The sequence below is a fragment of the Planococcus liqunii genome, from assembly GCF_030413595.1.
Lineage (GTDB): Bacteria > Bacillota > Bacilli > Bacillales_A > Planococcaceae > Planococcus > Planococcus liqunii.
The window spans coordinates 2798569-2824932 of record NZ_CP129238.1; the positions used below are offsets into that span (position 1 = coordinate 2798569).

At 48.1% G+C, this 26364-nt stretch carries 27 protein-coding genes and 1 riboswitch; of the genes, 12 read left to right on the forward strand and 15 right to left on the reverse strand.

The features are described 5' to 3' along the window. Nucleotides 1–67 precede the first annotated feature (67 nt). Entirely contained in the window at nt 68–1432 is a 1365-nt protein-coding gene (locus tag QWY22_RS14110; RefSeq protein WP_300981458.1) for an aspartate kinase, read from the forward strand. A gap of 69 nt (nt 1433–1501) precedes the next feature. Here QWY22_RS14110 and QWY22_RS14115 read toward each other — a convergent pair whose 3' ends face one another. Continuing rightward, nucleotides 1502–1996, reverse strand: a complete 495-nt coding sequence (locus tag QWY22_RS14115; protein WP_300981459.1) for a cupin domain-containing protein — start codon at nt 1994–1996, stop codon at nt 1502–1504. A 79-nt stretch (nt 1997–2075) separates the two neighbouring features. Next, nucleotides 2076–2726 (reverse strand): LytTR family DNA-binding domain-containing protein, encoded by a 651-nt coding sequence (locus QWY22_RS14120; RefSeq protein ID WP_300981460.1) that lies wholly within the window; start codon nt 2724–2726, stop codon nt 2076–2078. 173 nt (nt 2727–2899) lie between these two features. On the opposite strand from QWY22_RS14120, the gene aceA reads away from it, so the two are divergent. The 4 genes from aceA to QWY22_RS14140 all read left to right on the forward strand — a co-directional run bounded on the left by aceA (nt 2900) and on the right by QWY22_RS14140 (nt 8934). After that, nucleotides 2900–4189: an isocitrate lyase gene (gene aceA, locus QWY22_RS14125; RefSeq protein WP_300981461.1), complete on the forward strand. Its 1290-nt coding sequence runs from the start codon at nt 2900–2902 to the stop codon at nt 4187–4189. A gap of 61 nt (nt 4190–4250) precedes the next feature. Further along, the gene (aceB, locus tag QWY22_RS14130; RefSeq protein ID WP_436836790.1) at nt 4251–5795 is read left to right on the forward strand and encodes a malate synthase A; all 1545 of its coding nucleotides are present in this window, start codon (nt 4251–4253) and stop codon (nt 5793–5795) included. 19 nt (nt 5796–5814) lie between these two features. Then, nucleotides 5815–5943 carry a YhfH family protein gene (locus QWY22_RS14135; RefSeq protein WP_224075150.1) on the forward strand — a complete coding sequence of 43 codons (129 nt, stop codon included), beginning with the start codon at nt 5815–5817 and terminating at the stop codon, nt 5941–5943. 309 nt (nt 5944–6252) lie between these two features. Next, a complete protein-coding gene (locus QWY22_RS14140; RefSeq protein ID WP_300981464.1) occupies nt 6253–8934 on the forward strand; it encodes a phosphoenolpyruvate synthase in 2682 nt (893 codons plus the stop codon). Nucleotides 8935–9004: 70 nt separating this feature from the next. On the opposite strand, the gene QWY22_RS14145 is transcribed toward QWY22_RS14140, so the two are convergent. Beyond that, a complete protein-coding gene (locus QWY22_RS14145) occupies nt 9005–9295 on the reverse strand; it encodes a hypothetical protein (protein WP_300981465.1) in 291 nt (96 codons plus the stop codon). Nucleotides 9296–9455: 160 nt separating this feature from the next. Between QWY22_RS14145 and QWY22_RS14150 the strand changes: the two genes are divergently transcribed. Continuing rightward, a complete protein-coding gene (locus QWY22_RS14150) occupies nt 9456–10115 on the forward strand; it encodes an HAD family hydrolase (RefSeq protein WP_300981466.1) in 660 nt (219 codons plus the stop codon). Between the two features lie 192 nt (nt 10116–10307). On the opposite strand, the gene QWY22_RS14155 is transcribed toward QWY22_RS14150, so the two are convergent. Then, entirely contained in the window at nt 10308–10916 is a 609-nt protein-coding gene (locus QWY22_RS14155; RefSeq protein WP_300981467.1) for a pyroglutamyl-peptidase I, read from the reverse strand. Nucleotides 10917–11083: 167 nt separating this feature from the next. On the opposite strand from QWY22_RS14155, the gene QWY22_RS14160 reads away from it, so the two are divergent. The 5 genes from QWY22_RS14160 to QWY22_RS14180 all read left to right on the forward strand — a co-directional run bounded on the left by QWY22_RS14160 (nt 11084) and on the right by QWY22_RS14180 (nt 14755). Further along, nucleotides 11084–11866 (forward strand): transporter substrate-binding domain-containing protein, encoded by a 783-nt coding sequence (locus QWY22_RS14160; protein WP_300981469.1) that lies wholly within the window; start codon nt 11084–11086, stop codon nt 11864–11866. Nucleotides 11867–11955: 89 nt separating this feature from the next. Continuing rightward, on the forward strand, nt 11956–12615 hold the full coding sequence (locus tag QWY22_RS14165) for an amino acid ABC transporter permease (protein ID WP_036810569.1): 660 nt from the start codon (nt 11956–11958) through the stop codon (nt 12613–12615). Next, entirely contained in the window at nt 12608–13330 is a 723-nt protein-coding gene (locus tag QWY22_RS14170) for an amino acid ABC transporter ATP-binding protein (protein ID WP_300981470.1), read from the forward strand. The genes QWY22_RS14165 and QWY22_RS14170 overlap by 8 nt, the downstream gene beginning before the upstream one ends. Before the next feature lie 221 nt (nt 13331–13551). Further along, nucleotides 13552–14436, forward strand: coding sequence for a hypothetical protein (locus tag QWY22_RS14175; RefSeq protein ID WP_407072319.1), 885 nt, complete (start codon nt 13552–13554; stop codon nt 14434–14436). A 145-nt stretch (nt 14437–14581) separates the two neighbouring features. Continuing rightward, the gene (locus QWY22_RS14180) at nt 14582–14755 is read left to right on the forward strand and encodes a hypothetical protein (RefSeq protein ID WP_300981472.1); all 174 of its coding nucleotides are present in this window, start codon (nt 14582–14584) and stop codon (nt 14753–14755) included. Between the two features lie 85 nt (nt 14756–14840). On the opposite strand, the gene QWY22_RS14185 is transcribed toward QWY22_RS14180, so the two are convergent. The 5 genes from QWY22_RS14185 to QWY22_RS14205 all read right to left on the reverse strand — a co-directional run bounded on the left by QWY22_RS14185 (nt 14841) and on the right by QWY22_RS14205 (nt 18031). Then, nucleotides 14841–15848 (reverse strand): LLM class flavin-dependent oxidoreductase, encoded by a 1008-nt coding sequence (locus QWY22_RS14185; protein WP_300981473.1) that lies wholly within the window; start codon nt 15846–15848, stop codon nt 14841–14843. A gap of 110 nt (nt 15849–15958) precedes the next feature. Further along, on the reverse strand, nt 15959–16726 hold the full coding sequence (locus QWY22_RS14190; protein ID WP_300981474.1) for an STAS domain-containing protein: 768 nt from the start codon (nt 16724–16726) through the stop codon (nt 15959–15961). Then, nucleotides 16704–17357, reverse strand: coding sequence for a cobalamin B12-binding domain-containing protein (locus tag QWY22_RS14195; protein ID WP_036810554.1), 654 nt, complete (start codon nt 17355–17357; stop codon nt 16704–16706). Before QWY22_RS14195 ends, QWY22_RS14190 begins: the two co-directional genes overlap by 23 nt. 18 nt (nt 17358–17375) lie before the next feature. Next, nucleotides 17376–17729: a hypothetical protein gene (locus tag QWY22_RS14200; protein WP_300981475.1), complete on the reverse strand. Its 354-nt coding sequence runs from the start codon at nt 17727–17729 to the stop codon at nt 17376–17378. After that, a complete protein-coding gene (locus QWY22_RS14205; RefSeq protein WP_300981476.1) occupies nt 17726–18031 on the reverse strand; it encodes an antibiotic biosynthesis monooxygenase family protein in 306 nt (101 codons plus the stop codon). The genes QWY22_RS14200 and QWY22_RS14205 overlap by 4 nt, the downstream gene beginning before the upstream one ends. Before the next feature lie 192 nt (nt 18032–18223). Continuing rightward, nucleotides 18224–18326: riboswitch (SAM riboswitch) on the forward strand. Between the two features lie 76 nt (nt 18327–18402). Between QWY22_RS14205 and metC the strand changes: the two genes are divergently transcribed. Beyond that, nucleotides 18403–19581 carry a cystathionine beta-lyase gene (gene metC, locus QWY22_RS14210; protein WP_300981477.1) on the forward strand — a complete coding sequence of 393 codons (1179 nt, stop codon included), beginning with the start codon at nt 18403–18405 and terminating at the stop codon, nt 19579–19581. Nucleotides 19582–19659: 78 nt separating this feature from the next. Here the strand turns inward: metC and ystJ are convergent, their stop codons facing one another. The 6 genes from ystJ to hisD all read right to left on the reverse strand — a co-directional run bounded on the left by ystJ (nt 19660) and on the right by hisD (nt 26328). Next, entirely contained in the window at nt 19660–20898 is a 1239-nt protein-coding gene (gene ystJ, locus QWY22_RS14215) for an NADP-dependent malic enzyme (RefSeq protein ID WP_436836762.1), read from the reverse strand. Nucleotides 20899–21046: 148 nt separating this feature from the next. Continuing rightward, entirely contained in the window at nt 21047–21811 is a 765-nt protein-coding gene (locus QWY22_RS14220; RefSeq protein WP_300981479.1) for a 3-hydroxybutyrate dehydrogenase, read from the reverse strand. 16 nt (nt 21812–21827) lie between these two features. After that, nucleotides 21828–22592, reverse strand: a complete 765-nt coding sequence (locus tag QWY22_RS14225) for an SDR family NAD(P)-dependent oxidoreductase (RefSeq protein WP_300981480.1) — start codon at nt 22590–22592, stop codon at nt 21828–21830. Beyond that, nucleotides 22589–23539: a 3-hydroxyacyl-CoA dehydrogenase family protein gene (locus QWY22_RS14230; RefSeq protein ID WP_300981481.1), complete on the reverse strand. Its 951-nt coding sequence runs from the start codon at nt 23537–23539 to the stop codon at nt 22589–22591. The genes QWY22_RS14225 and QWY22_RS14230 overlap by 4 nt, the downstream gene beginning before the upstream one ends. Before the next feature lie 80 nt (nt 23540–23619). Then, entirely contained in the window at nt 23620–24942 is a 1323-nt protein-coding gene (locus QWY22_RS14235; RefSeq protein ID WP_300981483.1) for a GntP family permease, read from the reverse strand. Between the two features lie 105 nt (nt 24943–25047). Then, complete coding sequence (gene hisD / locus QWY22_RS14240; protein ID WP_300981484.1) at nt 25048–26328, reverse strand: histidinol dehydrogenase; 1281 nt, start codon at nt 26326–26328, stop codon at nt 25048–25050. Nucleotides 26329–26364 lie beyond the last annotated feature (36 nt).

Consider the following 26364-nt stretch of genomic DNA (forward strand, 5'->3'; position numbering starts at 1 on the left):
AGGACATTATAGTATTATATTAAATGGAAAACAACCCTCAATTCTCTAAAGATTGGACTTGATAAAGATGAAAGTGTGTAAATTCGGCGGAACATCTGTAGCAAGTGCGGAACAAATCCAAAAAGTTGCAAACATTGTCAAAGCGGATCCATCTAGGAAAATTATTGTTGTTTCGGCTCCTGGAAAACGGTTTGACGGCGATGTCAAAGTCACGGACCTCCTGATCCGGTTAGCAACAAGCGCTTTATCGGGTGAAGATACTGCCGGAGCGTTAAGCCAAGTGGTCGGCCGCTACGCTTCGATTGCAGAAGAGCTCGGGCTCGACAGTGAAATTGTTTCCATCATTGCAGCCGATCTTTCTTACCGGCTCGCTTTCAGCAAGGACGACCCTTCTTTATTTTTTGATCAAATCAAAGCCAGCGGCGAAGACAATTCAGCTAAGCTGATCGCTGCTTATTTTTCTTCTATAGGGATGCCTGCGGAATACATCAATCCGAAACAAGCTGGGCTGATTGTCACTGAACCCCCAAAACGGGTTCAGGCATTGACAGAATCATATAACAATTTGGCCTCTTTGGCTAATCAGCAGTCCATCAGCGTCTTCCCCGGATTTTTCGGCTATACAAATGACGGAACATTGCGGACTTTCGACCGCGGCGGTTCTGATATTACCGGATCTATCTTATCTGCTGCCGTGAAAGCGGAGCTGTACGAGAATTTTACGGACGTCGATTGTGTATTTGCGGCCAATCCAAGAGTTGTGGAAAATCCGGTTGAAATCGAGAAAATGACTTACCGTGAAATGCGGGAGCTGTCCTACGCGGGATTTGCCGTCTTGCACGACGAAGCTTTGATGCCTGCATTTAAAGAATCGGTTCCGGTCTGTATCAAGAACACCAATAATCCGCAGTCTCCCGGCACGATGATCGTCGCAGAACGCGACTACTCGCGTCTGCCGGTAACTGGCATTTCAGCGGATAGCGGGTTTTCTACGCTGTATGTCAGCAAATATTTGATGAACCGCGAAATCGGCTTTGGCCGGAAACTGCTGCAAATTTTGGAAGATGAACACGTTTCCTACGAACATATTCCTTCCGGCATCGACAACCTCTCCGTCATTATCCGGAGCCATCAGTTGACGACTGAAAAAGAAAGCCGCATCGTCGACCGTGTCCAAAGTGAACTCGAAGTGGACGACGTCCATTTCATCAGCAACTTCTCGATGGTTGTGCTGGTCGGCGAAGGGATGAAATATACGACGGGCCTTGCTGCACGGGCAACGGAAGCCATCGCCAGAACCGGCGCCAATATTGAAATGATCAATCAGGGCTCTTCTGAAGTCAGTCTGGTCTTTGGAGTCTTGAAAGAAGACGAAACCAAAATTCTAAAGGAGTTGTACAATGAATTCTTTGTTCCTTCTCTGGTTGTCTAACCTGTCCTTATATTATTGAGTGAACGAAAAATCCCCTGGCCGTTTATCGGCCAGGGGATTTCTTTGTCTTTACGTCCAGTTCACATGCAGCGGCCCATCGTTTCCGTAAACCGGATCTTTCTCCGGCAATGGAGCGTCCAGTATCGCTTCCAGCACATCCGGCCGCTCCTCCGGCTTGCCCAGTTTCTTATCAGGCTCCGCACCGTTTGGATACGCACCCACCACTTTAAAATCATCCGTGCTTTCCAATAATTTATGTCCGGTGCCGGCTGGCAGAACCGCCACGTCCCCGGCAGAAACTTGCAAAGCCTCTCCTTGCTCTCCGCCAAACTGGATGGTCGCTGAGCCGGAACGCACACCGAGCACTTCATGTGTATTGCTGTGGTAGTGGTGGTAGTCAAAGACACCGTCTATCCAGCTGTTGGTCCAGCCGTTCTTGTTGAATGCCGCTTCGATGGTTTCTGGATTTTCTTTGAAAGCACCGGGATAGACAATCAACGGCAGCCTCGGGTTGTTTGGAATCGATCGGTCATCTTCAAAATGATAAAATTGTTCATTTCCCATAAAGTATCAGCTCCTTTTCAGATACTGAACTTTACCCTCACTTAGTGGAAATAATCGTTTTTCTTGGAAATCTTCCATACTAGAACCCCAGCCGTTCACGCACCAATGCTGTGTAGTTTTGGCTGACCGGCAAAACCGCGCCGTCTTTCAATGTCAAAACGAAGTTGGATGAAAAATCCCGCGAAATTTCCTGGATAAAAGGAATGTTGACGATATAAGAACGATGAATGGGCAAGAACGTATCCGGCAATTGGTCTTTTAAAGTTTTTAGTGTATGAATGGAGCAGTAGGCTTCTTCATCAGCGTAAAACCAGGTCTTTTTCTGGCTGCTTTCGATATGCGAAACGTCTGAAATCGGCACCGGACGCCATGTATCTTCAAGCTTTCCGGTCAAAAAACGGAGCGGCTGTGTCGGGCGCTGCCGAAAGTCCGGCGGCAGCATCACAACCAAAACTCCCGCTTGACCGGAAATCCGCACCGGATAGCCCACACCCGCATAAGCGATTCCGGAAACTTCATCTTCCACCAGCATCTCCAAGCGCTTGCCTTCTTTATATGTACAATCCGCCACGCTTCCGTCAGCCACTTCATCTCCCACTCGAATGTGCGACTCTTGGATTCCCACTTTGCAATATACATAGCTTCGCCCAACTGCTACAGCGATCGACGCTTCTTTCGGAATCCAGTCCCCCATAATGAACCCTACCTGTTCTAATACATCTTTCTCCATACCCGATTCCCCTTTCAAGTGTGTTTGTCGTGAAATCTCTTCTTCCATCCCTGAATATCTGATTTCGTCCAACTTTCAGGACAGTCACAATATTCTGTTATATATTAATATACATCAAGTCAAACTGTATTAATACAGTTTAGAAAATTTTTTTATTCGAAGGGATGGATTAGATGGTTACTAAACAACAACAAGTTGAAGAATTGAAAAAGAGCTGGGCAGAAGACAGCCGGTGGAATGGAATTGTTCGTCCGTATACAGCGGAAGATGTCGTCAAACTCCGTGGTTCGGTTCAAATTGAATACACGCTTGCTAAACGGGGAGCTGACCGTTTATTCCGTTCCATCCATGAAAGAGATTTCGTAAACGCATTAGGTGCATTGACCGGCAACCAGGCCGTCCAACAAGTAAAAGCAGGATTGCAGGCCATTTACTTGAGCGGCTGGCAAGTGGCAGCCGATGCCAACTCGGCAGGCCAAATGTATCCGGACCAAAGTTTATACCCCGTCGACTCGGTGCCGAACGTAGTGAAAAAGATCAACCAGGCATTGCAGCGTGCAGACCAGATCGATAACGTGGAAGGCACCGAAGGCTTTGACTGGTTCGCACCGATTGTCGCGGATGCAGAAGCTGGCTTCGGCGGACCGCTGAACGTATTTGAATTAATGAAATCGATGATTGAAGCCGGAGCTGCCGGCGTCCACTTTGAAGACCAATTGGCTTCCGAGAAAAAATGCGGCCATTTAGGCGGCAAAGTATTGCAGCCTACTCAAAACGCAGTTCGGAATTTAATTTCCGCAAGACTTGCATCCGACGTACTGGGTGTTCCGACAGTGCTGATTGCCCGCACCGATGCAGACGCGGCCGATTTGATCACAAGCGACATCGATCCGGTTGATCATCCGTTCATCACCGGCGAACGGACGCCAGAAGGTTTCTACCGTACAAATGCTGGCATTGACCAAGCGATTGCACGCGGATTGGCGTATGCACCTTATGCAGATTTGGTCTGGTGCGAAACATCCCATCCGAATCTGGAAGAAGCGCAGCAGTTTGCGGATGCCATCCATGAGAAATTCCCAGGCAAGCTTTTGGCATACAACTGCTCCCCTTCTTTCAACTGGAAAGCAAAATTGGACGAAGAAACCATTGCAAAATACCAAGTCGAGCTTGGCAAGATGGGGTACAAATTCCAATTCGTCACGCTTGCCGGATTCCATGCACTGAACCACAGCATGTTTGAACTGGCCCACGACTACAAAGACCATGGCATGGCCGCTTATTCGAAATTGCAGCAAGCTGAATTTGAAAGCGAGTCGAAAGGCTACACGGCAACGCGCCACCAGCGTGAAGTCGGTACCGGCTACTTCGACGAAGTATCGCAGATCATCTCTGGCGGTACAAGCTCAACCACTGCGATGAAAGGCTCGACGGAAACGGCCCAATTCCAACCGGTGAAATGAAAGGATGATTTGATTGATCACAAAGTCGAGTGTCTTGATTAAAAATGAAGTCACACCCCAAATGGAAACGATTCTGACGCCGGAGGCACTGGCGTTCATTGAAAAGCTTCATGTGAATTTTGATAAAAAGCGGATTGCTTTATTGGAACAGCGCCAAGTGCGCCAAAAAGAAATCGACGGCGGAAAGCCTTTGGATTTCCTGCCTGAAACAGAACACATCCGTGAAAGCGACTGGACGATTGCCCCCCTGCCGGAAGATATGCAAGACCGGCGGGTGGAAATCACCGGACCGACCAACCGGAAAATGCTGATCAACGCTTTGAATTCCGGCGCCAAAATGTTTATGGCGGATTTGGAAGATGCAACTGCTCCGAACTGGTTCAACGTCATGGACGGACAAATAAATTTGCGGGATGCTGTCAGACGCGAGATATCATTTGAAGCACCCGACACCGGCAAGAAGTACACCTTAAATGAGCAAACCGCCGTTTTGATGGTCCGGCCCCGCGGCTGGCATCTGCTTGAGAAGAATATTGAAATTGACGGCAAGCCGGCTTCCGGCAGCCTGGTGGATTTCGGGCTTTACTTTTTCCACAATGCACAGGAATTGATTGACCGCGGTACCGGCCCTTACTTCTATTTGCCGAAAATGGAGAGCCATTTGGAAGCGCGGCTCTGGAATGATGTCTTCGTTTTTGCTCAAAGCGAACTCGGAATCCCGCAAGGCACCATCCGCGCCACCGTACTGATCGAGACGATTCTTGCAGCTTTTGAAATGGATGAAATTCTTTATGAACTGCGCGACCACTCGGCCGGCCTCAACTGCGGCCGCTGGGATTACATCTTCAGCGTCATCAAACGGATGCGGAACCGGCCGGAATACTTGTTCCCGGACCGCTCGCAAGTGACAATGACTGTTCCGTTTATGCGGGCCTATACGCAGCTCTGCATCAAAACATGCCACAAACGGAACGCCCCGGCGCTCGGCGGCATGGCCGCCCAGATTCCGATCAAAGAAAATCCGGAAGCAAACGAAGCTGCATTCCGGAAAGTGGCCGAAGACAAACGCCGCGAAGCGACAGACGGGCACGACGGCACATGGGTTGCCCACCCTGGAATGGTGGAAGTGGCGATGGAACAGTTCGACGAATTGATGCCGACGCCGAACCAGATCCACCGGGAACGTGAAGACGTCAGTGTCACAGCCAAAGATTTGGTCGAAGTGCCAAATGGCTCCATCACCGAAGAAGGGCTGCGCTCCAATATTTCCGTCGGCATCCAGTACATCGCTTCCTGGCTGTCCGGAAACGGAGCAGCACCGATCAACAACTTGATGGAAGACGCCGCAACAGCCGAAATCTCCCGCTCCCAAGTGTGGCAGTGGATCCGCCATCCGAAAGGAAAGCTTGAAGACGGACGCGATATTACTGTTTCCCTCTTCTACGAAATCCTTGAAGAAGAAGCGGATAAGATCAAAGAAACCGCTGGAGATGCGGTATACCTTTTCGGACACTACGCGGAAGCCCGCGAGCTGTTTACAGACCTCACGCTGCAAAGTGATTTCGCCGAATTTTTGACCTTGCCTGGGTATGAAAAACTAAACTAAAGGACTGGAGGAGATCACTATGAAAACGATGAAAACTTTTGAGGCACGCTCAAAGAAAGAATGCCGGGAATGCGGATGCGAAATCAAGGAACAACGCGAATCCATCATTTACGAATGCGAACGCTGCATCGGACAAAAAGAGGAATAAGGAGTTAACCGGAAGAAGCCAGGCACATGCTGCTTGGCTTCTTTTTTATGGCGTTTTTCGGCGTAGGACAGTATTTGGTTATGTGCGGACAGTATTTTCGGCCGCCCGGACAGTATTCGAGCTCGCGCAGACAGTATTTGCCCCAAAAGAAAAAATTCACGGATCATAGCGCGGTTGCCTCCCGTAAAAACACCTATCCAACTAACCGGAAACCATCCTGTATCTCGTTTTTAATTTTAAATACACCTTTAACCCCCTGCTCTACGGGACTATAATGGAGGCAACAAAGCAATCTCGGAGGTGAAGAAAATGGAACCCTACGTATTGCACTTCAATGAAACCAATCGAACCCATTTGCCGCTGGTGGGCGGAAAAGGGGCAAATCTCGGGGAACTGGCAGGAGCAGGATTTCCTGTTCCGCAAGGATTTTGCATTACCACGTCCGCTTATCGCATGCTGATTGAATCAAGCGCCGAGATGGAAGAGCTGTTTACACGTCTAGAACAGCTCCCGCCGGAAGACTTGGAGCAACTCCGCTTGTTAGCCGGCCAAATCCGGGGCCATCTGACAGCTCTTCCGATGCCGAAAGATATCGAAATGGCTATCCTGGACGCCTGGCAAACGGCCGGGAAAAATCGTCCCTACGCAGTCCGCTCAAGTGCCACAGCCGAAGACTTGCCAAGTGCTTCGTTTGCCGGCCAGCAGGAGACCTTTTTGAATGTCATCGGTGGAGATGAATTGCTTTCTGCCGTTCAGCATTGCTGGGCTTCCCTTTTCACGGACCGTGCCATTTCCTACCGGACGAAAAACGGCTTTGGCCATCGCTCGATCTATTTGTCCGTCGTCATCCAGGAAATGGTGTTTCCTGAAGTCTCCGGAATCCTCTTCACAGCCGATCCAATCACCGGGCATCGCCATACAATTTCTATCGATGCCAGTTTCGGCTTAGGCGAAGCCTTAGTGTCGGGCCTTGTTTCAGCCGATCTATACCAAGTCCGTGAAAAGCAGATCATCCGCAGACAAATTGCCAAAAAGGAATTGGCGATTTATGCGCTTCCGGGAGGCGGCACCGTAACGAAAACAATCCCCGAGGCTTTTCAGGAAATCCAGGCGCTGCCCAATCATAAAATTCTCAAACTGGCTGAAATCGGCCAGCAAATCGAGAATCATTACGGCACTGAGCAAGACATCGAGTGGGGGCTGGTCGACGGTGAATTCATGATTTTGCAAAGCCGCCCCATTACGTCTCTTTATCCCTTGCCCGTTATCGATGATGAACAGTTTCACGTCTTTCTCAATTTCGGCTATATCCAAATGATGACCGATCCCATGCCGCCTCTTTCGCTGTCTCTTTTGAGCAATGTGACCGGTTTTATGAACAAAGGCACTGTAGCGCCGGAAAAGCGGGTGCTGCGGGAAGCTGGCGGACGGGCGTTCGCTGACTTCACCGGGGTGTTGTCCCTGCCCCCTCTCCGGAACCGCTTTTTAAAATTAATGGGCGGCATGGATGAGCTGTTGGCATCGGCTCTAACAGAAGCCATCAACCGGCCGGAATTCCAACATGTCAACATACCCAAAAAGACGGTCGCCTTAAGAATCCGGCGAATTGCACCGATGGCAATTCCCGTCGCTTTTAAAGTGGCGGCCAACTTCTGGTTGAAAGACCCGTCCAAAGCAAACAGCAAAGCGACCAAATTTATCAATCAATACGTTCATTCTGTTGAACTGAAGTTGCAGCAAGTTTCAGGAACCGAGCGTATCTGTTTCATCCAGCAAGGCATGGAGCGAATGTTTCCGGATGTATTATCCAAAATCATTCCGTATGTAATTACGGGCATGCTTGTTTCAGGCACACTCACCAAGAAGCTGAACCAAAAGTTTGGCGATAAACAAAGCGCGGGGCTGCTCAGCAAACTATACAAATCTCTCCCAGGCAACGTTACTACCGAAATGGGCTTGCAACTTGGCGACTTGGCGGATTTTGCAAGGGACAAGCCAGAACTGGCGACCTATTTAGAAACTGCCAGCCATGAAACGTTTTACAATGGACTCCTGAATGTTTCAGGCGGCCCTGACTTTCAGCAGCGTCTGGACCTTTTCCTTCTTCAATACGGGGCGCGCTGCATCGGTGAAATCGACATTGCAAAGCCGCGCTGGCACGAAGATCCCGCGCAGCTCCTGCCTTCCATCGCCAGCAACCTCCGGACGATGCGGCACGGCGAGCACCGCCAAAGATTTGAACAAGGCAAGCTGGAAGCGGAAGCAGCAGAACAAGAAATTCTCCGGCATTTCACTGGAATTGAAAAACGCTATGTCCGCCGGCTCATTCAGCTGTACCGGAATTTGCTGGGCATACGCGAACACCATAAATTTGCACTCGTGAAAGGGATGTATTTATACAAACTCGCCATTTTGGAAGAAGCCCAAACTTTGGCCGCTAAAGGCAAGCTTCTCAACGCTCAAGATGTGTTTTACCTTTCCGCAGAAGAGCTGATCGCCTTGCTGGATGGACAGCATTCTGGAAACATGCAGGAAGCAATCGAATCAAGAAAACAGCAGCACGAAGCAAACGCCAAATTAAAAACACCGCGGGTTATGACAAGCGATGGAGAAATCATCGAAGGAAAACCGCGTACTGCATCAGGTCCGACCGATGCTTTAATGGGAACCCCCGTTTCATCCGGTTCGGTCACCGGCACGGCCCGGGTGATCCTGCGTTCGGAAGATGCCCATTTGAATGCCGGTGATATTCTGATTGCTCCCTACACCGATCCCGGATGGACACCACTCTTCACTTCGGCAGCCGGACTGGTGACAGAAGTAGGCGGCATGATGACGCATGGCTCTGTAGTAGCCCGTGAATACGGAATTCCAGCAGTGGTCGGTGTAGCGGGCGCTACAGAATTGATACGGGACGGTGACCAGATCCGGGTGGACGGCACACAGGGATTTGTGCAGATTTTGCAAAGTAAAGTGGAAAAAGGCTGTTAAAGATTGGCGGCCCTTTCAACACAAAAAACCAGTTGCTTGGCTGCAACTGGTTTTATCTATCGGTGAATCTTTAATCCTGTTTGGATGACTTGATCCGGTAGCGAGAATCTTCTTCCAGCTTATTAAAGATTTCAATATAGCGGGTTCCGGTATTCGCTTCTTCTGTCGGAGCTTCTTCGTCCAACAATTCTTTTAAAGGCTGCGTTTCCGGTTCAATGATGCGTGAGTCAAAGTCTTCCATCAAAGCTTGAAGCGCATCATAGCTCTCTACTTCCTTGTCTTTTTTCACTTCTTGAAAAAGTTCTTCCGATTCTGTTTCTGTTAGTTCCACGTAGCCAACCATAATTCGCTGTCCTGCCATCCCAAAAACCTCCCAGTATCTGTTTTCCTTTCTATACCCTGCCCCCGAAGACGCATAAACATAAGGGTTCTGTTCAGGAACAGTGACTGCCACTAGAAGCTGCCTGCTCTTTCCGTTATGATTGGACTATCAGAAAAATCCTAAAACCGGAGTGATTTCTATGCGCGTCGCCATTTTTGACTTTGACGGAACTTTATATTCAAAAGAAACTTTTCAATTGATGATGGAACATTTAAAAACCCATCCTGTGCACAGCAAACGATACCGCCAATTTTACCGGGCCATCATGCCCCCTTATATCGGTTCCAAGCTGAAGCTGGTCTCCGTGAAAAAAATGCGGGAACAATCGGTCCAAGCTTACTTGGCCGCACTTGAAAGTTTCACAAAACCGGAATTGGAAACGTATTTCAGCGAAATTGCCGATAAAATGCATGGAGATTTCAATCCGGCGGTTGTTGAACGCTTGAAACAGCATGTCCACGACAACGATTACGTCATGCTCGTGTCCGGTGCATTTACTCCGCTGCTTCATGCAGTGACGGAAAAACTGCCCATCGGGACCATCATCGGCACCGAAATTCCGTATGCCGGCAACATCCTTGACCTAAAGGCGAAAATTTCCCATATCCAAGGTCCACTCAAAACAGAAAAAATCAAGGAAGCTTTGTCCGGCCAGGATATTGACTGGCCGAACAGCTACGCTTACGGCGACAGCCTTTCCGATTTGCCGGTTCTAGAACTGGTCGGCCATCCTGTAGCTGTCCAGCCGGAACCAAGCCTGCGGACAGTGGCAAAAGAACGGAACTGGGAAATCCTTTAAATGTTGTGTGCGCAAAGATATGCGTTTAAAATGTGTAGACAAAAAAGGGGCTGTCCAATAAGTCTATTATTCGACTTATTGGACAGCCCCCTGCTTCTAATAAAGCGTTGGGGAGTACTATTGCTCCTGCATCGCTGCGCTAGCTTCGTCGCAAAGGAGTTGTCCCAAATCACTTTTGGGACAACTCCTTTCTTATTGTTCGCCCAACACTTCGATGCAGATCCGGATACCCGCTGCCAAGTCCTGGTGCGACCAGCTCGGAATCCTTCCATGCTGAATCGCAAGTTCGTGGGAGGCCGGGATATGTATAAAACCGGAAGGCATGTCCGGCTTATGCTTGTTCGCATAATGAAGGCCTTCATACATCACGTTATTGCATAAATAAGCCCCGGCTGTATTCGAGATTTCTGCCGGCAGACCTCTTTCAATCAATCGGTCCACCATTTTCCGTGCAGGAAGTGTCGAAAGATAAGCCGGTTCTCCTGATTCTCTGATGGGTTCATCCACCGGCTTATGGCCTTCGTTATCCACCGGGCCGTCTTTGAAATTGATGGCAATGCGCTCCGGCGTCATTTTATAGCGTCCAGCCGCCAGACCTAAAGAGATCACCGCATCCGGAGCTGTTTCTTCAATAAATCCAAGCAGCTGATTCCCCGAAGCATGAAAATCCACTGGCATTACCTTGCCAATAATCTTGTAGCCGCCTACTTCAGTTCCGTTCAACTCTTCCACAATTTTCATTGTGGGATTGACCGTAAAATCGAGAAACGGCTCAAATCCTGTAAGCAATAATTTTTTCATTTCCGAATCCCTCCAATCTTTCCTATTATACAGGAAAATACAGAATAATTAAAATACATATTTATTCATTTCACTTTATAAAAAACCTTTCTTTTTATTTTGTTATTTGTTAAAATTCATTTAGTCGAATAAATATCCAATAGAGAATTTACTAGGAGGAACTATAAATGAAAAAGCAACATACAATGTTTGCAGTTTTTGCATCCGCAGCTTTGCTGCTGGGTGCGTGTGGCAGTGATACATCCGAGTCAGGAAACTCCGACTCATCCGAAGAGGCAAAAGTATTGGATATGGGAACGTCTGCAGAATTCCCTCCATTTGAATCACGCAATACCGAAGGCGAAATTGTCGGTTTTGATATCGATCTAGCCAACCATATTGCAGAAGAACTGGGCTATGAACTGAATATTACCGACATGAAATTTGATGGGCTGATCGGTGCTTTGCAAAATGACCGGGTTGATATGGTGATTGCCGGCATGTCCGCTACCGAAGAACGTAAAAAGAACGTCGACTTCTCAAGCGAATACAACCATTCAGGCGAAATGTTCCTGACAGCTAAAGGTTCTGACATCAAAACACTTGAAGATTTGGAAGGCAAAGTAGTTGGCGTTCAGCTTGGCACGATCCAGGAAGAAGGCGCCAATGCCATTCTGAAAGAAGGCGATATCAAATTCGAATTGAAAGCCTTGGATGATTCCGGTGCATTGATCCAGGAAATCCTGTCGAACCGCATCGACGCGGCTTATATGGACAAAGCTGTGGCCAAAGGTTATATCGAAGCACAGGATCTGGACGCATTTGACGATCCGACTACCGCTTCTCCGGGCATGGCAGTCGCCTTCCCGAAAGGCAGCGACCTTGTGGAAGATGTGAACGGCGTTCTCGCTGAAATGGAAGAAAGCGGCGAGCTGGATGAACTGAAAAAGAAATGGGAAATTGCAGAATAAAGAGATATTGATCAATCCCACTTTAACTGTGACGCCATATCTCCAGTTAAAGTGGGATCATCTTCTTAATTAGAAAAGAGTTGATTAAAATGAACTTGGACTTTTCACAAATCGTGCCTTACATTCCTTTCATGCTGGAAGGGATTTGGGTCACCTTAAAATTCGTATTTTTCGCAATCATCTTAGGTTCCATTCTCGGGACCATCCTGGCGCTGTTTAAAATTGGTTCCATCAAACCGCTGCGCTGGTTTGCGGATGCTTACACGTCAATCTTCCGGGGCACGCCGCTGATTTTGCAATTGATGATCATCTATTATTCCATCCCGCAGCTGACCGGATATGACATCTCGCCATTTTTATCAGCCATTCTTGCATTTGGATTGAATTCCTCAGCATATATTTCTGAAATCATCCGTGCCGGCATACAGGCTGTCGACAAAGGGCAGATGGAAGCCGCTCAGGCACTTGGTGTTCCCTACCGGGCGATGATGACCGACATCATCCTGCCGCAGGCGCTGAAAAACATCCTGCCCGCTTTGATGAACGAATTTATTACGTTGACTAAAGAATCCGCCATCGTTTCAACCATTGGCTACCTGGATTTGATGCGCCGAGCTCAAGTGGTTGGTTCCGATTTGTTCCGCAATTTCGAACCGCTCCTATTTGTCGGATTGATTTACTGGTGCCTGGTCATGGGACTCACGGTAATTGGCAGAATGTTTGAACGGAGGCTGAAGCAAAGTGATTAAAGTGGAACATCTTTATAAAAAATTCGGCACCAACGAAGTACTGAAAGACATCACCACTGAAATAAAAAAAGGCGAAGTGGTTTCCATCATCGGCCCTTCGGGATCCGGGAAATCAACGTTTCTCCGCTGCTTGAATATGCTTGAAATTCCGACGTCCGGAACCGTCGTAGTTAACGGACAAGATTTGACCGGCCCCAAAAAGGACGTCCAAAAAATCCGCCAGCATATCGGCATGGTGTTCCAGCATTTTCACTTGTTTCCGCATTTGACGGTTCTCGAGAACCTGACTTATGCCCCGATGAAAGTGAAAGGCGAGAAAAAAGAAACCGCTCAAGAAAAAGCGCGTATTCTGCTGAAGCGGGTCGGCCTTGCTGAAAAAGAAAAAGCTTACCCCAGCAGTTTGTCCGGCGGCCAGAAGCAGCGGGTCGCGATTGCACGGGCGCTTGCCATGGAACCCGATTTGATGCTGTTTGACGAACCCACTTCCGCTCTGGATCCTGAAATGGTGAAAGAAGTGCTTGATGTCATGAAAGACCTGGCGAAATCCGGCATGACGATGGCCGTTGTCACCCATGAAATGGGCTTTGCGCGTGAAGTCGCCGATCGGGTGATTTTTCTTGACCACGGCGTTCTTGTCGAAGAAGGCCAGCCGGTAGCGTTTTTCAATAGCCCGCAAACCGAACGGGCGCGAGATTTTTTGGAGAAAGTATTGTAATCGGGCGCCCTTGTGGCGCTTTTTTTATTTACGAGCAACTTGGGCCGTGATTCGAGCAACTTCGATTGAGTTGCGAGCGGCTTTCTTCTTTTTACGGGCAACTCTTCCATGTTTATGAGCATCTCCCTCTTTTTGTTCATTCGATGCTCATATCTCTTCCCTCTTCCTCGAGCAAGCGCGTGATATAATCAAAAGAGCTAAAACTATATGAGGTGAATTATTTGTTTAGAAAGATCGTTATTTTAATCGGCGTAGTATTTTTCATGGCGCTTATTTTATTTACCGGCATGATGTTTTTGAAAAACGAAACAGAAGTTTATTCTCAAGGCGGCATCGCTTTGGCAATTGAAAAGCCCACTTTTTTCACGTTATCGGATTCCAAAGAAACGAAAGAAGGGCCGGATGTAACACATGCATATGAAATATCGCTTTTCGGCTTAGCGCTCGGTTCTTATACCTTGGTAGAAAGAACGCTTGATAACGAAGTGAAAATTGTGTTTGAAGAAGTAACGAATACCGGCTGGATGCCTTTTGCCGTTTCACTGAATACAAAAAATCTGGAAGAGGCGAAAGTGAAGTCATGGCACCCTGAGCCTGTGCAGCAAGCCCAGGACGATACTTACGGAGCTGATCCCACGACCAATCCATACGGCACCATAGCCACAGGGGAAGGCGAAATTTTGCAGGGCAATTTGTACGTCTCAAGGCCGATTACACTCGGTAACGGAGAAGCCGTCAACGAACTGCGGCATGAAATCCCCAATATGACTTTGGAAGAAGGCCAATTGGCGAAAAGCTTCTGGCTGCCGCCTAAGCACGAGATGCAGACCTGGTTCATGCTTTCTCCGGAACCGTTTTTTTCCTCTGAAGCAGATGAGGACAAATGGATTTCCCATGCACTGCAAAACCGCCGTGAGCAGCTGAACTGGCTGACACCTGAAGGCCCGCTTGTCAAAATCCCATTGACAGAGGACCTTCGCACAGAAATGGCTTACGCTGTCATCGACGAACGGACACAAGATGCCGTCTCGGCTGAATGGAACCAAACAGCTCCTTCCCTTTTCTTTGAATCAATGATGCAAAATGCAAAAGCAACTGCAGAATAACAGCAAATGCCCGCTATTGTTTATCGGGCATTTTTATAATCTATTCCCTTTGATATAAACAGAATAATCAGTATAATGAAGGTGTAGAGCAGTGTCCTCTCTTCAATTGCAAATGTCCAACAAATCAAATAAGGAGGTTTTAATCATGGACCGCAGACGTGTGGACCCGCAGGAAGTTGAACGCCGGCAGTTTGACGACGATTTTTTTGCATCACTGGACATGATTGGCGAAGGATCACCCGTATTTTCGTTTTTGGAAGACGACGATATCCCCGAAGAAGTGAAAGACGAAGAGAAAAAAGTGCAAAATCTCCAGTAAACCATAGGGCTGACACTCTCTGTTTCCAGGGAGGCCGTTTGCTGAACAAAAATCCCCTTCAAGCAAAATCTTGAAGGGGATTTTTTCATTCCATCATTTCAGCAACAATCTCATAAGAGCGGAGCCGGTCTTCCTGGTGGAAAACCTGGGAGTTGATGATCACTTCGTTGGCACGGGTTTTGTTGATGAAAGCACTTAGTTTTTCGCGCACTACATCAGGCGTGCCGACAATCATTGATTCCGTATCCAGCTTTTCTTTGAAAATGGCGATTTCCCGGTCCGTCCAAGCCTCTTCCAAATTGTCGATCGGCGGGGTGAACGTTGTCGGCATGCCCCGCATCAAGTTGAACATCTGCTGCTGGCTGGATGTCGCCAGCCATTCTGCGCGTTCCTGGGTATCCGCTGCAATGACATTTACTCCGACCATGGCATACGGCTCTTTCAGTGCGGCGGAAGGCTTGAAATTCTGGTGATATAATTGCAGCGCCTGCATCGTAAAGTCCGGCGCAAAGTGGCTGGCAAATGAAAACGGCAAGCCCTTGATGGCCGACAGCTGGGCACTGAAGCCGCTGGATCCCAAAAGCCAAATCGGCACATGAAGGCCTGTGCCCGGATACGAACGAACACGTCCGACCGGTTTATCGGAAAAGTAATTCTCCAGCTCGGACACTTGCTGCGGAAAATCATCTCCGCTGCTTTGCAATGTGCGCCGGAGCGCATAAGCGGTCGCTTGGTCACTGCCAGGCGCACGCCCGAGCCCCAAGTCGATGCGGCCAGGATAAATCGCTTCGAGCGTTCCGAACTGTTCGGCAATGACGAGCGGTGCATGGTTCGGCAGCATGACCCCGCCTGAGCCGACACGGATTCGTTCAGTAGCCCCGGCAATATGGCCGATCAATACCGAAGTCGCGGAACTGCCGATTCCTGGCATGTTATGGTGTTCAGCAAGCCAGTAGCGGTTGAAGCCCCACTTTTCCACATGCTGGGCAAGCTCCACACTGCGGCGGAACGATTCTCCGGCGTTGCTACCTTCATTGACCGGTGCTAAATCTAAAACAGAAAGAGGAATATCTTTAAACTTTTTTATGTGCATTGTTCTTCACTCCTTACCCTACATATTGTATCGATTTTGCCAAATCATTACATCTTTCCCGCTCATGCTTTCGGGCAAAGAAAAAAGCCGGCTCTTTTAAAATAGCCAGCTCAGCTTGTCCGTCGGTTGGACGACAAGACTTCTTGCAGCGAAGAAAGAAAACGCATCGGCAGCTTCGCCTGCATCTGATGCAGCTGCTTGGCATGTTCCGGTTTGACACCTGTAAAAATGCTGGCTGTCCCCATAATCATCAAAGATTGCAGCAAATCAGCCAACTGCTGAAGGCCGCCGTCTGTAATTTTCCCCATCGCGGTTAAATCAAAAATTACGGTTTCTGCCCGGGTTTCGTAAATGTTCGCCAACAGCCGCGGAGAGAATGCCTGCACCTGCTCTTCCGTCAAATCGCCGAACAACGGCACCAGCAGACGGTTTGTGTCTAATTGAATATACGGAGCGGATAATTCGCTTACCCTTTGAAGCAGTTCGACCGTGCGTTCTTTTTCCAGGAACAGATCATAATCCGTCTCCCGGAGCCTTTCGCGCAGTTTGGCCAGTTGGTTTGCCACACGCTCCAATTGATTGTCTTTAGGCACAACAACGAGCGAAAGGCTTCCTGAATCACTCCGTTTCCCATAAACATCCGCCAAAAGCAGCTCGCCTTTTCGGGAAATAAAATTAAGCTCAAATTTTGGTTGAAGAACTTCGGAACTTAATAGGGTTTTTGCTTTTTTCAGACTTTCTTCATCGACAATATCGGTGAAAATCCGGCAGTCGCCAAATAGCTCAATCGCTTCTGCTGAGCCTTCGGTGATGACCAGCTGGCGATCCAGTGTATATGCCGGGAGCGGCAATCCATTAAATTGAGATGTCGTAGTCATTGCGCGGCTTCTCTCCCGTCTTCAGCCAGAGTTCCAACTGGCTTAAATCTTGTATAACCATCGCACCTGTGCTTCTCAAAGAGTTCACATTGGAAACATTGACCGCCCGTCCACCAATTAAAACAGCAGGTTTTGACGGCAATGCCAAAAACGCTTGTGCATAAGTTTTTAAAACAGGCAGCCTGTAAACAAGTGCCGCCGATAAAGCGACGACATCAGGCTGCCATTTTTCCGCAGCTTCCAAAGCATGCGGCAACGGAAGGTTCGGGCCCATGTATTTCACTGACCAGCCATGGTCACGAAAAAGGCTGGAGACCATTTTTAGGCCGATGTAATGGTCTTCCCCTTCGGGACCAAGAACCATCACTTTTCTTTCCAGCCCTTTTTCTGCCATTTCACGATTGTCCACAGCGGATACAACAAAATCACATATGGCTGTCGCTAAATGCTCATCCGCTACTGTTATTTCATTGTTTTCCCATAAAGAGCCAATATGATACATTGCCGGTGTCAGCAAATGGTCGAATAATTCTTTGCGGCTGTGCTGATCGAGGAAGAAACGGATGTGGCGCAACGCTTCCATATCTTCGCCTTCCAAAAACAAATCCGCTAATTGAATGGGTTGAATCATCGGATCAACCTCCTTTTGCTACGGTTTAGTAAGTAAGGCATTCGCTTCATTCAGGCAGGCGAGCATAAAGCGCTCTTCCTGCTTTCCCGTTTTCCCTGGAAGAATGTCGATGAGCCTTTCAAAATTATCGATAATAAGTGCAGTTTCCACATTGCGGCTGTTCAGCACCGTCTCGAGCCAGCGGCTATAATCAAGGAAAACTTGCATGTCTTCCAATTCATAAGCTGTTTCCAAATGGTCCAGATGGTGATGGTTGTCTTTTTCTGTATGCTGAAATCCCCGCTCGCCGAAGCGCTCCCACAAATTGGGGTAAGCTTCATAAATGCTCTTGGCCGTTTCCAGTGCAATTTGGCCTTTAATGGCTTTGTTCATTCGGCCACCACTTCATACTGGCGGACTTTCGGAGCAATTCCTGCCAGGTCCTTGTCAGGGTAATTCTTTTCGAGTTCATGGATTTCTTTAAACTCGCTGCTTCGGACCCATTTTAAATAAGACTCTTTTGACTGCCATTCCATGTGCACGGTCAATTCATTTAATTTTTTGGTGTTCTGGATCAAGCGAAACTGCTGAAAGCCTTCTGCCTGGTCTACCCGGCGGGAACGATTTCGGTATATTTCAATCAGATCCTGTGTTTTTCCCATCGGTACTTCTACAGTTGAAGTCACAATATACATCCATATTCCCCTTTTATAAAAAATAGTTAATGCTTATTATAACCTTTCGCTATTCGAATTAAAAGAAATGCCCTTTTGCTTCTTACATACTTCAAGTGGATGTTTTTAGATTATTTCATTTTTTCCCTTGCACTTCCGGCTGAAATGCTCTAGACTTACAAATATTAAATCGCACATAATTTCATAATTTATTTCTTATCAAGAGAGACGGAGGGATTTGGCCCTGCGATGTCTCAGCAACCAGCCTAACGGCAACGGTGCTAATTCCAATAGGCAACCGCCTAGCAGATGAGAAGATGATATTCCCAAACCAGGGGCTTTCTTCTTTTCTGAAGAAAGCCCCTGGTTTTTTATATGAAAGGATGATAAACATGACAACTCAAAAATTGGAAACGCAATTTATTCATGCCACCGGCGTAGACCGTGAAACCGGGGCAGTCAATGTTCCCCTCTATTTATCTTCGACTTATCATCAGGAAAGCTTTGATGAATTCGGACCTTTCGACTATAGCCGCTCCGGAAATCCGACGCGCTTAAAGTTGGAAGAAACCATTGCCAAACTTGAAAATGGCACACGCGGATTCGCCTTTTCTTCCGGCATGGCCGCGATTTCATCGGCTTTTATGCTGCTGTCCGCTGGTGACCACGTGCTCGTCTCTAAAGACGTATACGGCGGCACTTACCGGTTCGTTACAGAAGTTTTGAACAAATTCCAGATTGATTATACATTTGTCAATATGACGGACTTGAGCGAAATGGCGGAAGCGATTCGCCCGAACACTAAAGTCATTTACCTTGAGACGCCTTCCAATCCGGTGATGAACATCACCGATATTGAAATCGCTGCTAAACTGGCAAAAGCGAATGACTGCCTGACATTTGTCGACAATACTTTTATGACGCCGCTTTACCAAAATCCGCTGGACCTTGGAGCGGACCTTGTCCTCCACAGTGCGACGAAGTTTCTGTCCGGGCATAGCGACATCATTGCCGGCCTTGCCGTAACGAAAGATGCAGAGCTCGGCACCCGTCTGGGTTTTATCCAAAACACCTTCGGTTCTGTTTTAGGCGCCCAGGACGCTTATACGCTAATTCAAGGCATTAAGACACTTGGGGCACGTCTTAAGCAATCTTCCGCTTCGGCGCGCATTATTGCCGATTACTTGCATAGCCATCCGGCCATTGAAGAAGTCTACTATCCGGGATTCCGGTTCCACCCGGGATACCCGATCCATGAACGCCAAGCAACAGGCGCCGGAGCTGTCTTGTCTTTTCGGCTAGCTGACAAGAAAGCAGCCCGGGCATTTGTGGAAAGTTTACAGATTCCGCTATTTGCCGTCAGTTTAGGGGCAGTCGAATCGATCTTGTCGTATCCCGCAACCATGTCCCACGCTTCTATGCCAAAAGAAGAACGCGGCAAACGCGGCATAACCGATGGCCTGCTGCGCTTGTCTGTCGGGTTGGAACATACCGACGATTTATTGGAAGACTTGGAACAGGCATTGCAAAAAGTTCGGCAGCAAACCGGAAATGCACCGTCGCTTCTATAGGCCTGCAAAGCTTCTTTGACTCTTCAAAATCGATGTTAAAAAGCGGCCAATCCAAAAGGATAGGCCGCTTTTCTTCTATTATATATGTTCTTTGCCGGAAACAGCTGGAACGCCATCCAGTGTGTTTTGCGGCAAATATGCGTAATTGGCAACGCCCGTCTCGATTGCGGCCTTCGCAACAGCGGCAGCTACAGCCGGTGCTACTCTCAGATCGAAAGGAGCCGGTATCACATAATCGTCGTGAAGTTCATGCGCCTCGATCAGTCCGGCAATGGCTTCAACGGCCGCAATTTTCATCGCATCATTGATTTGGCTTGCTTGAACATCCAAAGCCCCTCTGAAGATTCCGGGAAAGGCCAGCACATTATTGACCTGGTTCGGAAAATCGGAACGCCCGGTCCCAACGATGCGCGCGCCCGCTTCTTTCGCCAAATGCGGCAGGATTTCCGGATTTGGATTAGCCATTGCGAAAATAATCGGATCTTTTGCCATCATCCGGATCATTTCCTGCGTCAGCGCACCTTCCGCTGAAACGCCGATAAAGACATCTGCACCATGGATAACGTCGCCCAGCAAGCCTTCCAAACGGTCCGGATTGGTGTTTTCCGCCACTTTTTCCTTGTATGGATTCATGCCGTATGTCCGGCCTTCAAAAATAGCGCCTTTTGTATCGCACATCACGAGCTGGCTGCAGCCAAACTTCCTTAAAAGCTTCACGACGGCTATACCGGCTGCACCTGCGCCGTTAACCACGATTTTTGTATCAGCAATCTCTTTTCCGACCAATTTCAAGGCATTGGCCAAACCAGCCAATGTCACAATTGCCGTCCCATGCTGGTCATCATGGAAAACCGGAATGCCCATTTCCTCCTTCAAACGGTCTTCTACAACAAAGCAAGTCGGCGCCGAAATATCCTCCAAGTTGACGCCGCCAAAGCCAGGTTCAAGCAATTTGACCGTTTGAATGATGGTTTCAGCATCCGTTGTGTTCAAACAAATCGGAAACGCATCGACCCCCGCGAATTCTTTGAACAGCAATGCTTTTCCTTCCATTACCGGCAATGCCGCCTCAGGGCCGATATTGCCTAGCCCAAGAACCGCCGTGCCATCCGTGATGACCGCCACTGTATTGCCTTTCATTGTATAGTCATATACTTTGCCGCGGTCTTCCGCTATTTCCCTGCACGGTTCCGCTACTCCAGGAGAATAGGCAAGGCTTAAATCCCGTTCATTTTTCACCGCCACTTTGGACCGGACTTCCAACTTCCCTTGATGTTTCCGATGCAACTGCAAAGAATCGCTCTTCAGGTTCGACATTGCCTCATCTCCCTTTGTTATAATGGTTTATTATAAAGACTATTCAGAAAAATAAAACCCCTTTTCGTCCGTCGCATGACAATTCAGCCTTTTGGCCGAGAAGACAAAAAAAGGAAGCGCTTTCCTAGCCGCTTCCTTCCTATTGCGATTACTGGGCCGTATAGCCCCCATCTAAAATGACCGCTTGGCCCGTCATTCCACGGGCAGAATCGCTGGCAATATAAAGTGCCAGATCTGTAATTTCATTTACATCCAACAAGCGCTTTTGGGGTACAAGCGGATACAGCACTTCCTCCAAAACCTGTTCCAGCTCAATCTTGCGTGTTTTTGCCAAATCCGCGAATTGGTTGCGCACCAGCTGCGTATCGACATACCCAGGGCAGATAGCGTTTACCGTAATGCCTTGTGCTGCCGTTTCAAGCGCCGCTACTTTCGTTAATCCAATGACGCCGTGCTTGGCAGAATTATAAGCCGCTTTTCCGGCAAATCCGATTACGCCATTGATCGATGCCATATTGATGATGCGGCCAAATTCTTGTTTTCGCATATGCGGCAATGCATGCTTCGTCGCGATAAACGGCGCCGTCAGCATGATTTTAACCAGCAGTTCAAATTTCTCTGTCGGGAAATCTTCAAGAAGCGAGACATGCTGCATGCCGGCGTTGTTCACTAAAAAATCAAGACGGCCATAGGTCTCGACCGTAAAATCAATTGCATTTTTTATATCCTCTTCTTTTGTCACATCACAAACGATGCCCATCGCTTCCCCAGGCAATTGCTTGGCGGCTGTATCCCCTGCTTCTTGCGTCAAATCGGAAACGACGACTTTAGCACCTGCCTCCGAAAAGGCTTTGGCAATATCAAAGCCGATGCCGCGTGCGGCTCCCGTAATGAATAAAACTTTCCCTTCCATCCAACTTCCTCCTCCATCAAATTGCGGTCCAGCCGCCGTCCACTTTAATCGTCTCCCCTGTTACAAAGTTCGCTAAGTTGGAAGCCAAGTAAAGCACTGCTCCCGAAATATCTTTCGGCTGGGATAAACCTTCCAACAGGATGCGGCTATGCACTTCGTTCTTGAACTCTTCATCTTCAAACATTTTGGCTGTCAGCTCGGTTTCAATGAATGTCGGGGCCACAGCATTGACGCGGATGCCATTCTTTGCCCATTCCACCGCTAACGCTTTTGTCATTTGCACCAAGCCGCCTTTGCTTGAGCAGTAAGCGGCGCGTTTAACAAATCCGACAAACGCCATTTGGGAAGCGATGTTGATGATGCGTCCACTGTTCTGTTCGAGCATATACTTTGCAGCCGCCTGGCTGGCAAAAAAGGCTGATTTTAAATTCAAATCGAGGACAGTATCCCAGTCTTCTTCCGTCACTTCCATGGCTGGCTTTGCTATATTGACGCCTGCATTATTGACCAGCACATCAATCGTGCCAAATTCTTCAGCAGCTGTATCGATCAGGCGTTTCACTTCTTGAATATTGCTTAAGTCCCCAGAAACCGCGATGCATCGTTTATTAAACGACTGCAGTTCCTCCAGCGCCTCTTGCAGGATATCTTTGTTGCGTCCGGAAATGACGACATTGGCATTTAGTTTGGCAAAAGTCAAAGCGATGTCTTTGCCGATCCCTTTACTGCCACCTGTCACAATAACCGTTTTGTTTTCCAGTTCAGAAAAGTAGGCTTTCATTTGCCGTCCTCCCCGTTTAGTTTCATGTCATTTTTCAGGAAATAAATGAGCGTCTGTTCCCGTTCTGCATTTATCTTCTCTGAAATATCGGAACCCCACTTATAGAAGCCTTCGCCGTTTTTATCCCCGAGTTTCTGTTCTTCTACCAGTTTTGTGAGGACTTCGCCGGACCGTTCGGCTTTCGAAAGGTCTTCAAACAAATAATTCGAAATGGCTGAGAAAACATCCAATCCGCCCATGTCGGCTGTCATTAAAGGGCCAGTGATCGGCAAACGGCGCCCGATGCTGTAAGTCACAGCAGCATCAATGTCTTCTTTCGTGGCGGCCCCTGAATCGAGCAAAGCCTGCGCTTCCCGGAACAATGCGTATTGAAGGCGGTTGCCGATAAAGCCCGGCAATTCCTTGTTCAATAGAATCGGCTTTTTGTTCATAGCCGTTAGCACGTTCATGGCGCGTTCGACAGTCGCTTCATCCGTCCGTTCGCCTTTCACCACTTCCACGAGCGGAATCAAATGGGCGGGATTCCAGAAATGCGTTACGACAAAGCGGTTCGGATGGTCCATCTCTTCTGCCAGCAAACTCGGCTTAAAGCCCGAAGTATTGCTCGCAATGACCACTTCTTCCCCTACCATGCCCTCCAGTTTTTTATACATTTCCTTCTTCAGTTCGAGCACTTCCGGAATCACTTCGATGATTAAGGTAGCTCCTTCCACCACTTCCGCAAGCGAAGTTGAAAAATGGATATGCTCTTTGATCCGTTCAGCTTCCGCTTCATTAAACAAGCCGTTTTCTGCCATGACTTTAAGTTTACTGCGCAGCCCTTTCGCTGCATTTTCAAGGTCTTTGTCATTGACGCCATACACCTTAACTGTCTGCCCTGCCCAAGCGGCTGACAATGCGATGGAGTGGCCCATCGTTCCGCATCCGAGAATCGAAATCTTTTCCATAGTTTGCACCTCTTTTCAGTATGTATAACGAACTATACCCACCAAACTATAAAACGAATAGTTTGCTGGGTATTTTTCTGTTAAATGCCAAGGCCAAGTGAGAATAAGATGACCGCTAATGCAGCTCCGATAAATGGCACAACTACTGTCAATGCTCCAAATGCAGGATAAGCATCTTTATGCGTTTCTCCAGCTATTGACCGGATTGTTGTCACAACATATCCCCCCTGCGGCAAAGAATCCAAGGACCCGGATGAAATGGCCACAGTTCGGTGCAAGGCTTCTGCGTTGACGCCCATATCCAAATAATGCGGCGCCAATAGCGGCAAAGCAATTGCTTGGCCACCGGAAGACGATCCGGTCAAACCGGCAATAATGGCAACTGCCAGGGCTCCACCGATTAATGGGCTTCCCGGAATGCCCGTCATGACGCCTACTGCTGTCTCAAATGCAGGTGTGGCTCTGACCACTCCGCCAAATCCGACGACTGCAGCGGTATTGGCAATCGCAATGACCGCACCCAAAGCACCTTCGCCGAATGCCTGTCCAATATTTTGGAAATACTTTCTGTTGATCAAGTACGTCGCCAGAATACCTCCGCTTAAAGCAATGATTAAAGCGGATGTTCCCAAAGAATCATGGAAAATAAATGAAATAATCAATACGACCAATAACGGAATCATGCTGAGCAGTGGATTCGGCAATTCTGTGCGTGCTTCAGAAGATGGATCGGTTTTCCGTGCAACGAAATGCTCGCCTTTTGAAACCGCCTTGTTGATCATCTTCTTCAACCACCAATAGCCGAAAATCATCATAAAGACGGCTACAATTGCACTGACTTCCCAGCCGGCATACGGAGTAGTGCCCAGAAATTCAATCGGAATCCAGTTCTGGATTTCCGGTGAACCCGCGGAAGTCATCGTAAAAGTTGTTGAACCGAACGCAAGCGCCGCCGGGATAAACCGGCGCGGCAAATCCGCTTGTTTGAACAAGCTTAGCGCCATCGGATATACAGAAAAAGCGACAACGAACAAACTGACGCCGCCATAAGTCAATACCGCACAGGCAATAACAACAGCCAATGCTGCCCGTTTCATGCCGATTTTGCTGACAATCCATTTGGATACACTGTCTGCTGCGCCACTGTCTTCCATCACTTTCCCGAAAATCGCCCCGGTCAGGAACATTAAATACCAAGAAGCGATAAATCCGGTAAAGCCGGTCATGTAGTTTGTTAAAAAGTTGGCCGCCCCTTCAGGAGCCAGCTGCGGAAATACAGGCAACCCATTAAAAAGTGCGACCAATAAAGCCGTAATTGGTGCCGCAATGAGTAAATTCATGCCTCTCATCGTTAAATAAATCAATAACGCCAGACCACCAAATAATCCAATCATGCCTATCATGAAATTTCCTCCATCATCCTTGTATAATATTATGCAAATTAAGCTCTTATACTGCTATAAAATAGTGAAACAGCGGAAGTATCTACTTCCGCCGAAAACGATTCTTTAGTTTTTGCCGTAGCGTCTGACGCGGAGAAGCGCCTGTTCTGCATGCCCTGCAAAATTCTCCAATTGGCAAAGGCGTGCAGCATACTCACCGATATATGCACTTGCTTCCGGAGTCGTCACTTTTTGGTAGGTTACGGTTTTGATGAATTTCCCTACCCAAAGGCCGCCAGTGTAGCGCGCTGCCCCTTTTGTCGGCAAAGTATGATTTGTTCCGATTACTTTGTCGCCGTACGCAACATTCGTTTCCGGCCCTAAGAATAAGCAGCCGTAGTTCGTCATATGCTCAAGGAAGTAATCAGGATTTTCTGTCAGGATCTCCACATGTTCAAATGCCAGACGATCCGCTTCAATGCGTGCTTCTTCAATCGAGTCGACAATCAGAATTTGGCCGTAATCTTCCCATGACACACGTGCAACGTCGGCCGTGGATAACGTTTCGAGCTGGCGTTCAATTTCTTTCACCGTTTCTTCTGCCAATTGCTCAGAAGTTGTAATCAATGCACCAGGCGAAGTCGGGCCGTGCTCGCCTTGTCCAAGAAGGTCCGTTGCAATCATTTCAGCATCCGCTGTGTGATCTGCCACGACCAATGTTTCCGTAGGTCCGGCAAATAAATCGATTCCGACTCTGCCGTAAAGTTGGCGCTTCGCTTCCGCGACAAATGCATTTCCGGGTCCAACAATCATGTCCACTGCTTCAATTGTTTCTGTACCAATAGCCATGGCCCCCATTGCCTGAATGCCGCCAAGAAGATAAATCTCATCGGCTCCTGCCAGAGACATCGCTGCAATGGTTGCGTTCGGGATTTCACCGTTAATCGGCGGTGTGCAAGCGATTACACGTTTGACGCCGGCAACTTTAGCTGTTAAGACGCTCATATGTGCAGAGGCAACCATTGGATACCGTCCACCGGGAATATAGCAGCCTACACTGTTGACCGGAATATTTTTATGGCCCAGAATAACACCTGGAATATGCTCCACTTCTACATCGTTCAGTGAAGCCAACTGCGCTTCCGCAAAAGCACGGATGTTCTTTTGGGCAAACTTGATATCTTCAATCACTTCTTCCGGAACTTTGGAAACGATTTCATTTACTTGTTCAGCAGTTAAACGGAAAGCATCAGGAGCCCATTTATCAAATTTCTCCGATAGTTCACGGACTGCCTGGTCGCCTCTTTCTTCAACATCTTTTAAAGCATCCGCCACAATTTGCGATACTTTTGCATCGTTAGCGCTTACTTCTTCCTTTGATTTCCCTGCTTTATATACTTTTACCATATAAATCCCTCCGGTTTCTTTTTTGAATACGTATGC

Excerpts from the sequence above, each read along its gene's own strand:
- QWY22_RS14110 (WP_300981458.1), top strand. The coding sequence starts at position 68 with ATGAAAGTGTGTAAATTCGGCGGAACATCTGTAGCAAGTGCGGAACAA.
- QWY22_RS14115 (WP_300981459.1), bottom strand. The coding sequence starts at position 1,996 with ATGGGAAATGAACAATTTTATCATTTTGAAGATGACCGATCGATTCCA.
- QWY22_RS14120 (WP_300981460.1), bottom strand. The coding sequence starts at position 2,726 with ATGGAGAAAGATGTATTAGAACAGGTAGGGTTCATTATGGGGGACTGG.
- aceA (WP_300981461.1), top strand. The coding sequence starts at position 2,900 with ATGGTTACTAAACAACAACAAGTTGAAGAATTGAAAAAGAGCTGGGCA.
- aceB (WP_436836790.1), top strand. The coding sequence starts at position 4,251 with ATGGAAACGATTCTGACGCCGGAGGCACTGGCGTTCATTGAAAAGCTT.
- QWY22_RS14135 (WP_224075150.1), top strand. The coding sequence starts at position 5,815 with ATGAAAACGATGAAAACTTTTGAGGCACGCTCAAAGAAAGAATGCCGG.
- QWY22_RS14140 (WP_300981464.1), top strand. The coding sequence starts at position 6,253 with ATGGAACCCTACGTATTGCACTTCAATGAAACCAATCGAACCCATTTG.
- QWY22_RS14145 (WP_300981465.1), bottom strand. The coding sequence starts at position 9,295 with ATGGCAGGACAGCGAATTATGGTTGGCTACGTGGAACTAACAGAAACA.
- QWY22_RS14150 (WP_300981466.1), top strand. The coding sequence starts at position 9,456 with ATGCGCGTCGCCATTTTTGACTTTGACGGAACTTTATATTCAAAAGAA.
- QWY22_RS14155 (WP_300981467.1), bottom strand. The coding sequence starts at position 10,916 with ATGAAAAAATTATTGCTTACAGGATTTGAGCCGTTTCTCGATTTTACG.
- QWY22_RS14160 (WP_300981469.1), top strand. The coding sequence starts at position 11,084 with ATGAAAAAGCAACATACAATGTTTGCAGTTTTTGCATCCGCAGCTTTG.
- QWY22_RS14165 (WP_036810569.1), top strand. The coding sequence starts at position 11,956 with ATGAACTTGGACTTTTCACAAATCGTGCCTTACATTCCTTTCATGCTG.
- QWY22_RS14180 (WP_300981472.1), top strand. The coding sequence starts at position 14,582 with ATGGACCGCAGACGTGTGGACCCGCAGGAAGTTGAACGCCGGCAGTTT.
- QWY22_RS14185 (WP_300981473.1), bottom strand. The coding sequence starts at position 15,848 with ATGCACATAAAAAAGTTTAAAGATATTCCTCTTTCTGTTTTAGATTTA.
- QWY22_RS14190 (WP_300981474.1), bottom strand. The coding sequence starts at position 16,726 with ATGACTACGACATCTCAATTTAATGGATTGCCGCTCCCGGCATATACA.
- QWY22_RS14195 (WP_036810554.1), bottom strand. The coding sequence starts at position 17,357 with ATGATTCAACCCATTCAATTAGCGGATTTGTTTTTGGAAGGCGAAGAT.
- QWY22_RS14200 (WP_300981475.1), bottom strand. The coding sequence starts at position 17,729 with ATGAACAAAGCCATTAAAGGCCAAATTGCACTGGAAACGGCCAAGAGC.
- QWY22_RS14205 (WP_300981476.1), bottom strand. The coding sequence starts at position 18,031 with ATGTATATTGTGACTTCAACTGTAGAAGTACCGATGGGAAAAACACAG.
- metC (WP_300981477.1), top strand. The coding sequence starts at position 18,403 with ATGACAACTCAAAAATTGGAAACGCAATTTATTCATGCCACCGGCGTA.
- ystJ (WP_436836762.1), bottom strand. The coding sequence starts at position 20,898 with ATGTCGAACCTGAAGAGCGATTCTTTGCAGTTGCATCGGAAACATCAA.
- QWY22_RS14220 (WP_300981479.1), bottom strand. The coding sequence starts at position 21,811 with ATGGAAGGGAAAGTTTTATTCATTACGGGAGCCGCACGCGGCATCGGC.
- QWY22_RS14225 (WP_300981480.1), bottom strand. The coding sequence starts at position 22,592 with ATGAAAGCCTACTTTTCTGAACTGGAAAACAAAACGGTTATTGTGACA.
- QWY22_RS14230 (WP_300981481.1), bottom strand. The coding sequence starts at position 23,539 with ATGGAAAAGATTTCGATTCTCGGATGCGGAACGATGGGCCACTCCATC.
- QWY22_RS14235 (WP_300981483.1), bottom strand. The coding sequence starts at position 24,942 with ATGATAGGCATGATTGGATTATTTGGTGGTCTGGCGTTATTGATTTAT.
- hisD (WP_300981484.1), bottom strand. The coding sequence starts at position 26,328 with ATGGTAAAAGTATATAAAGCAGGGAAATCAAAGGAAGAAGTAAGCGCT.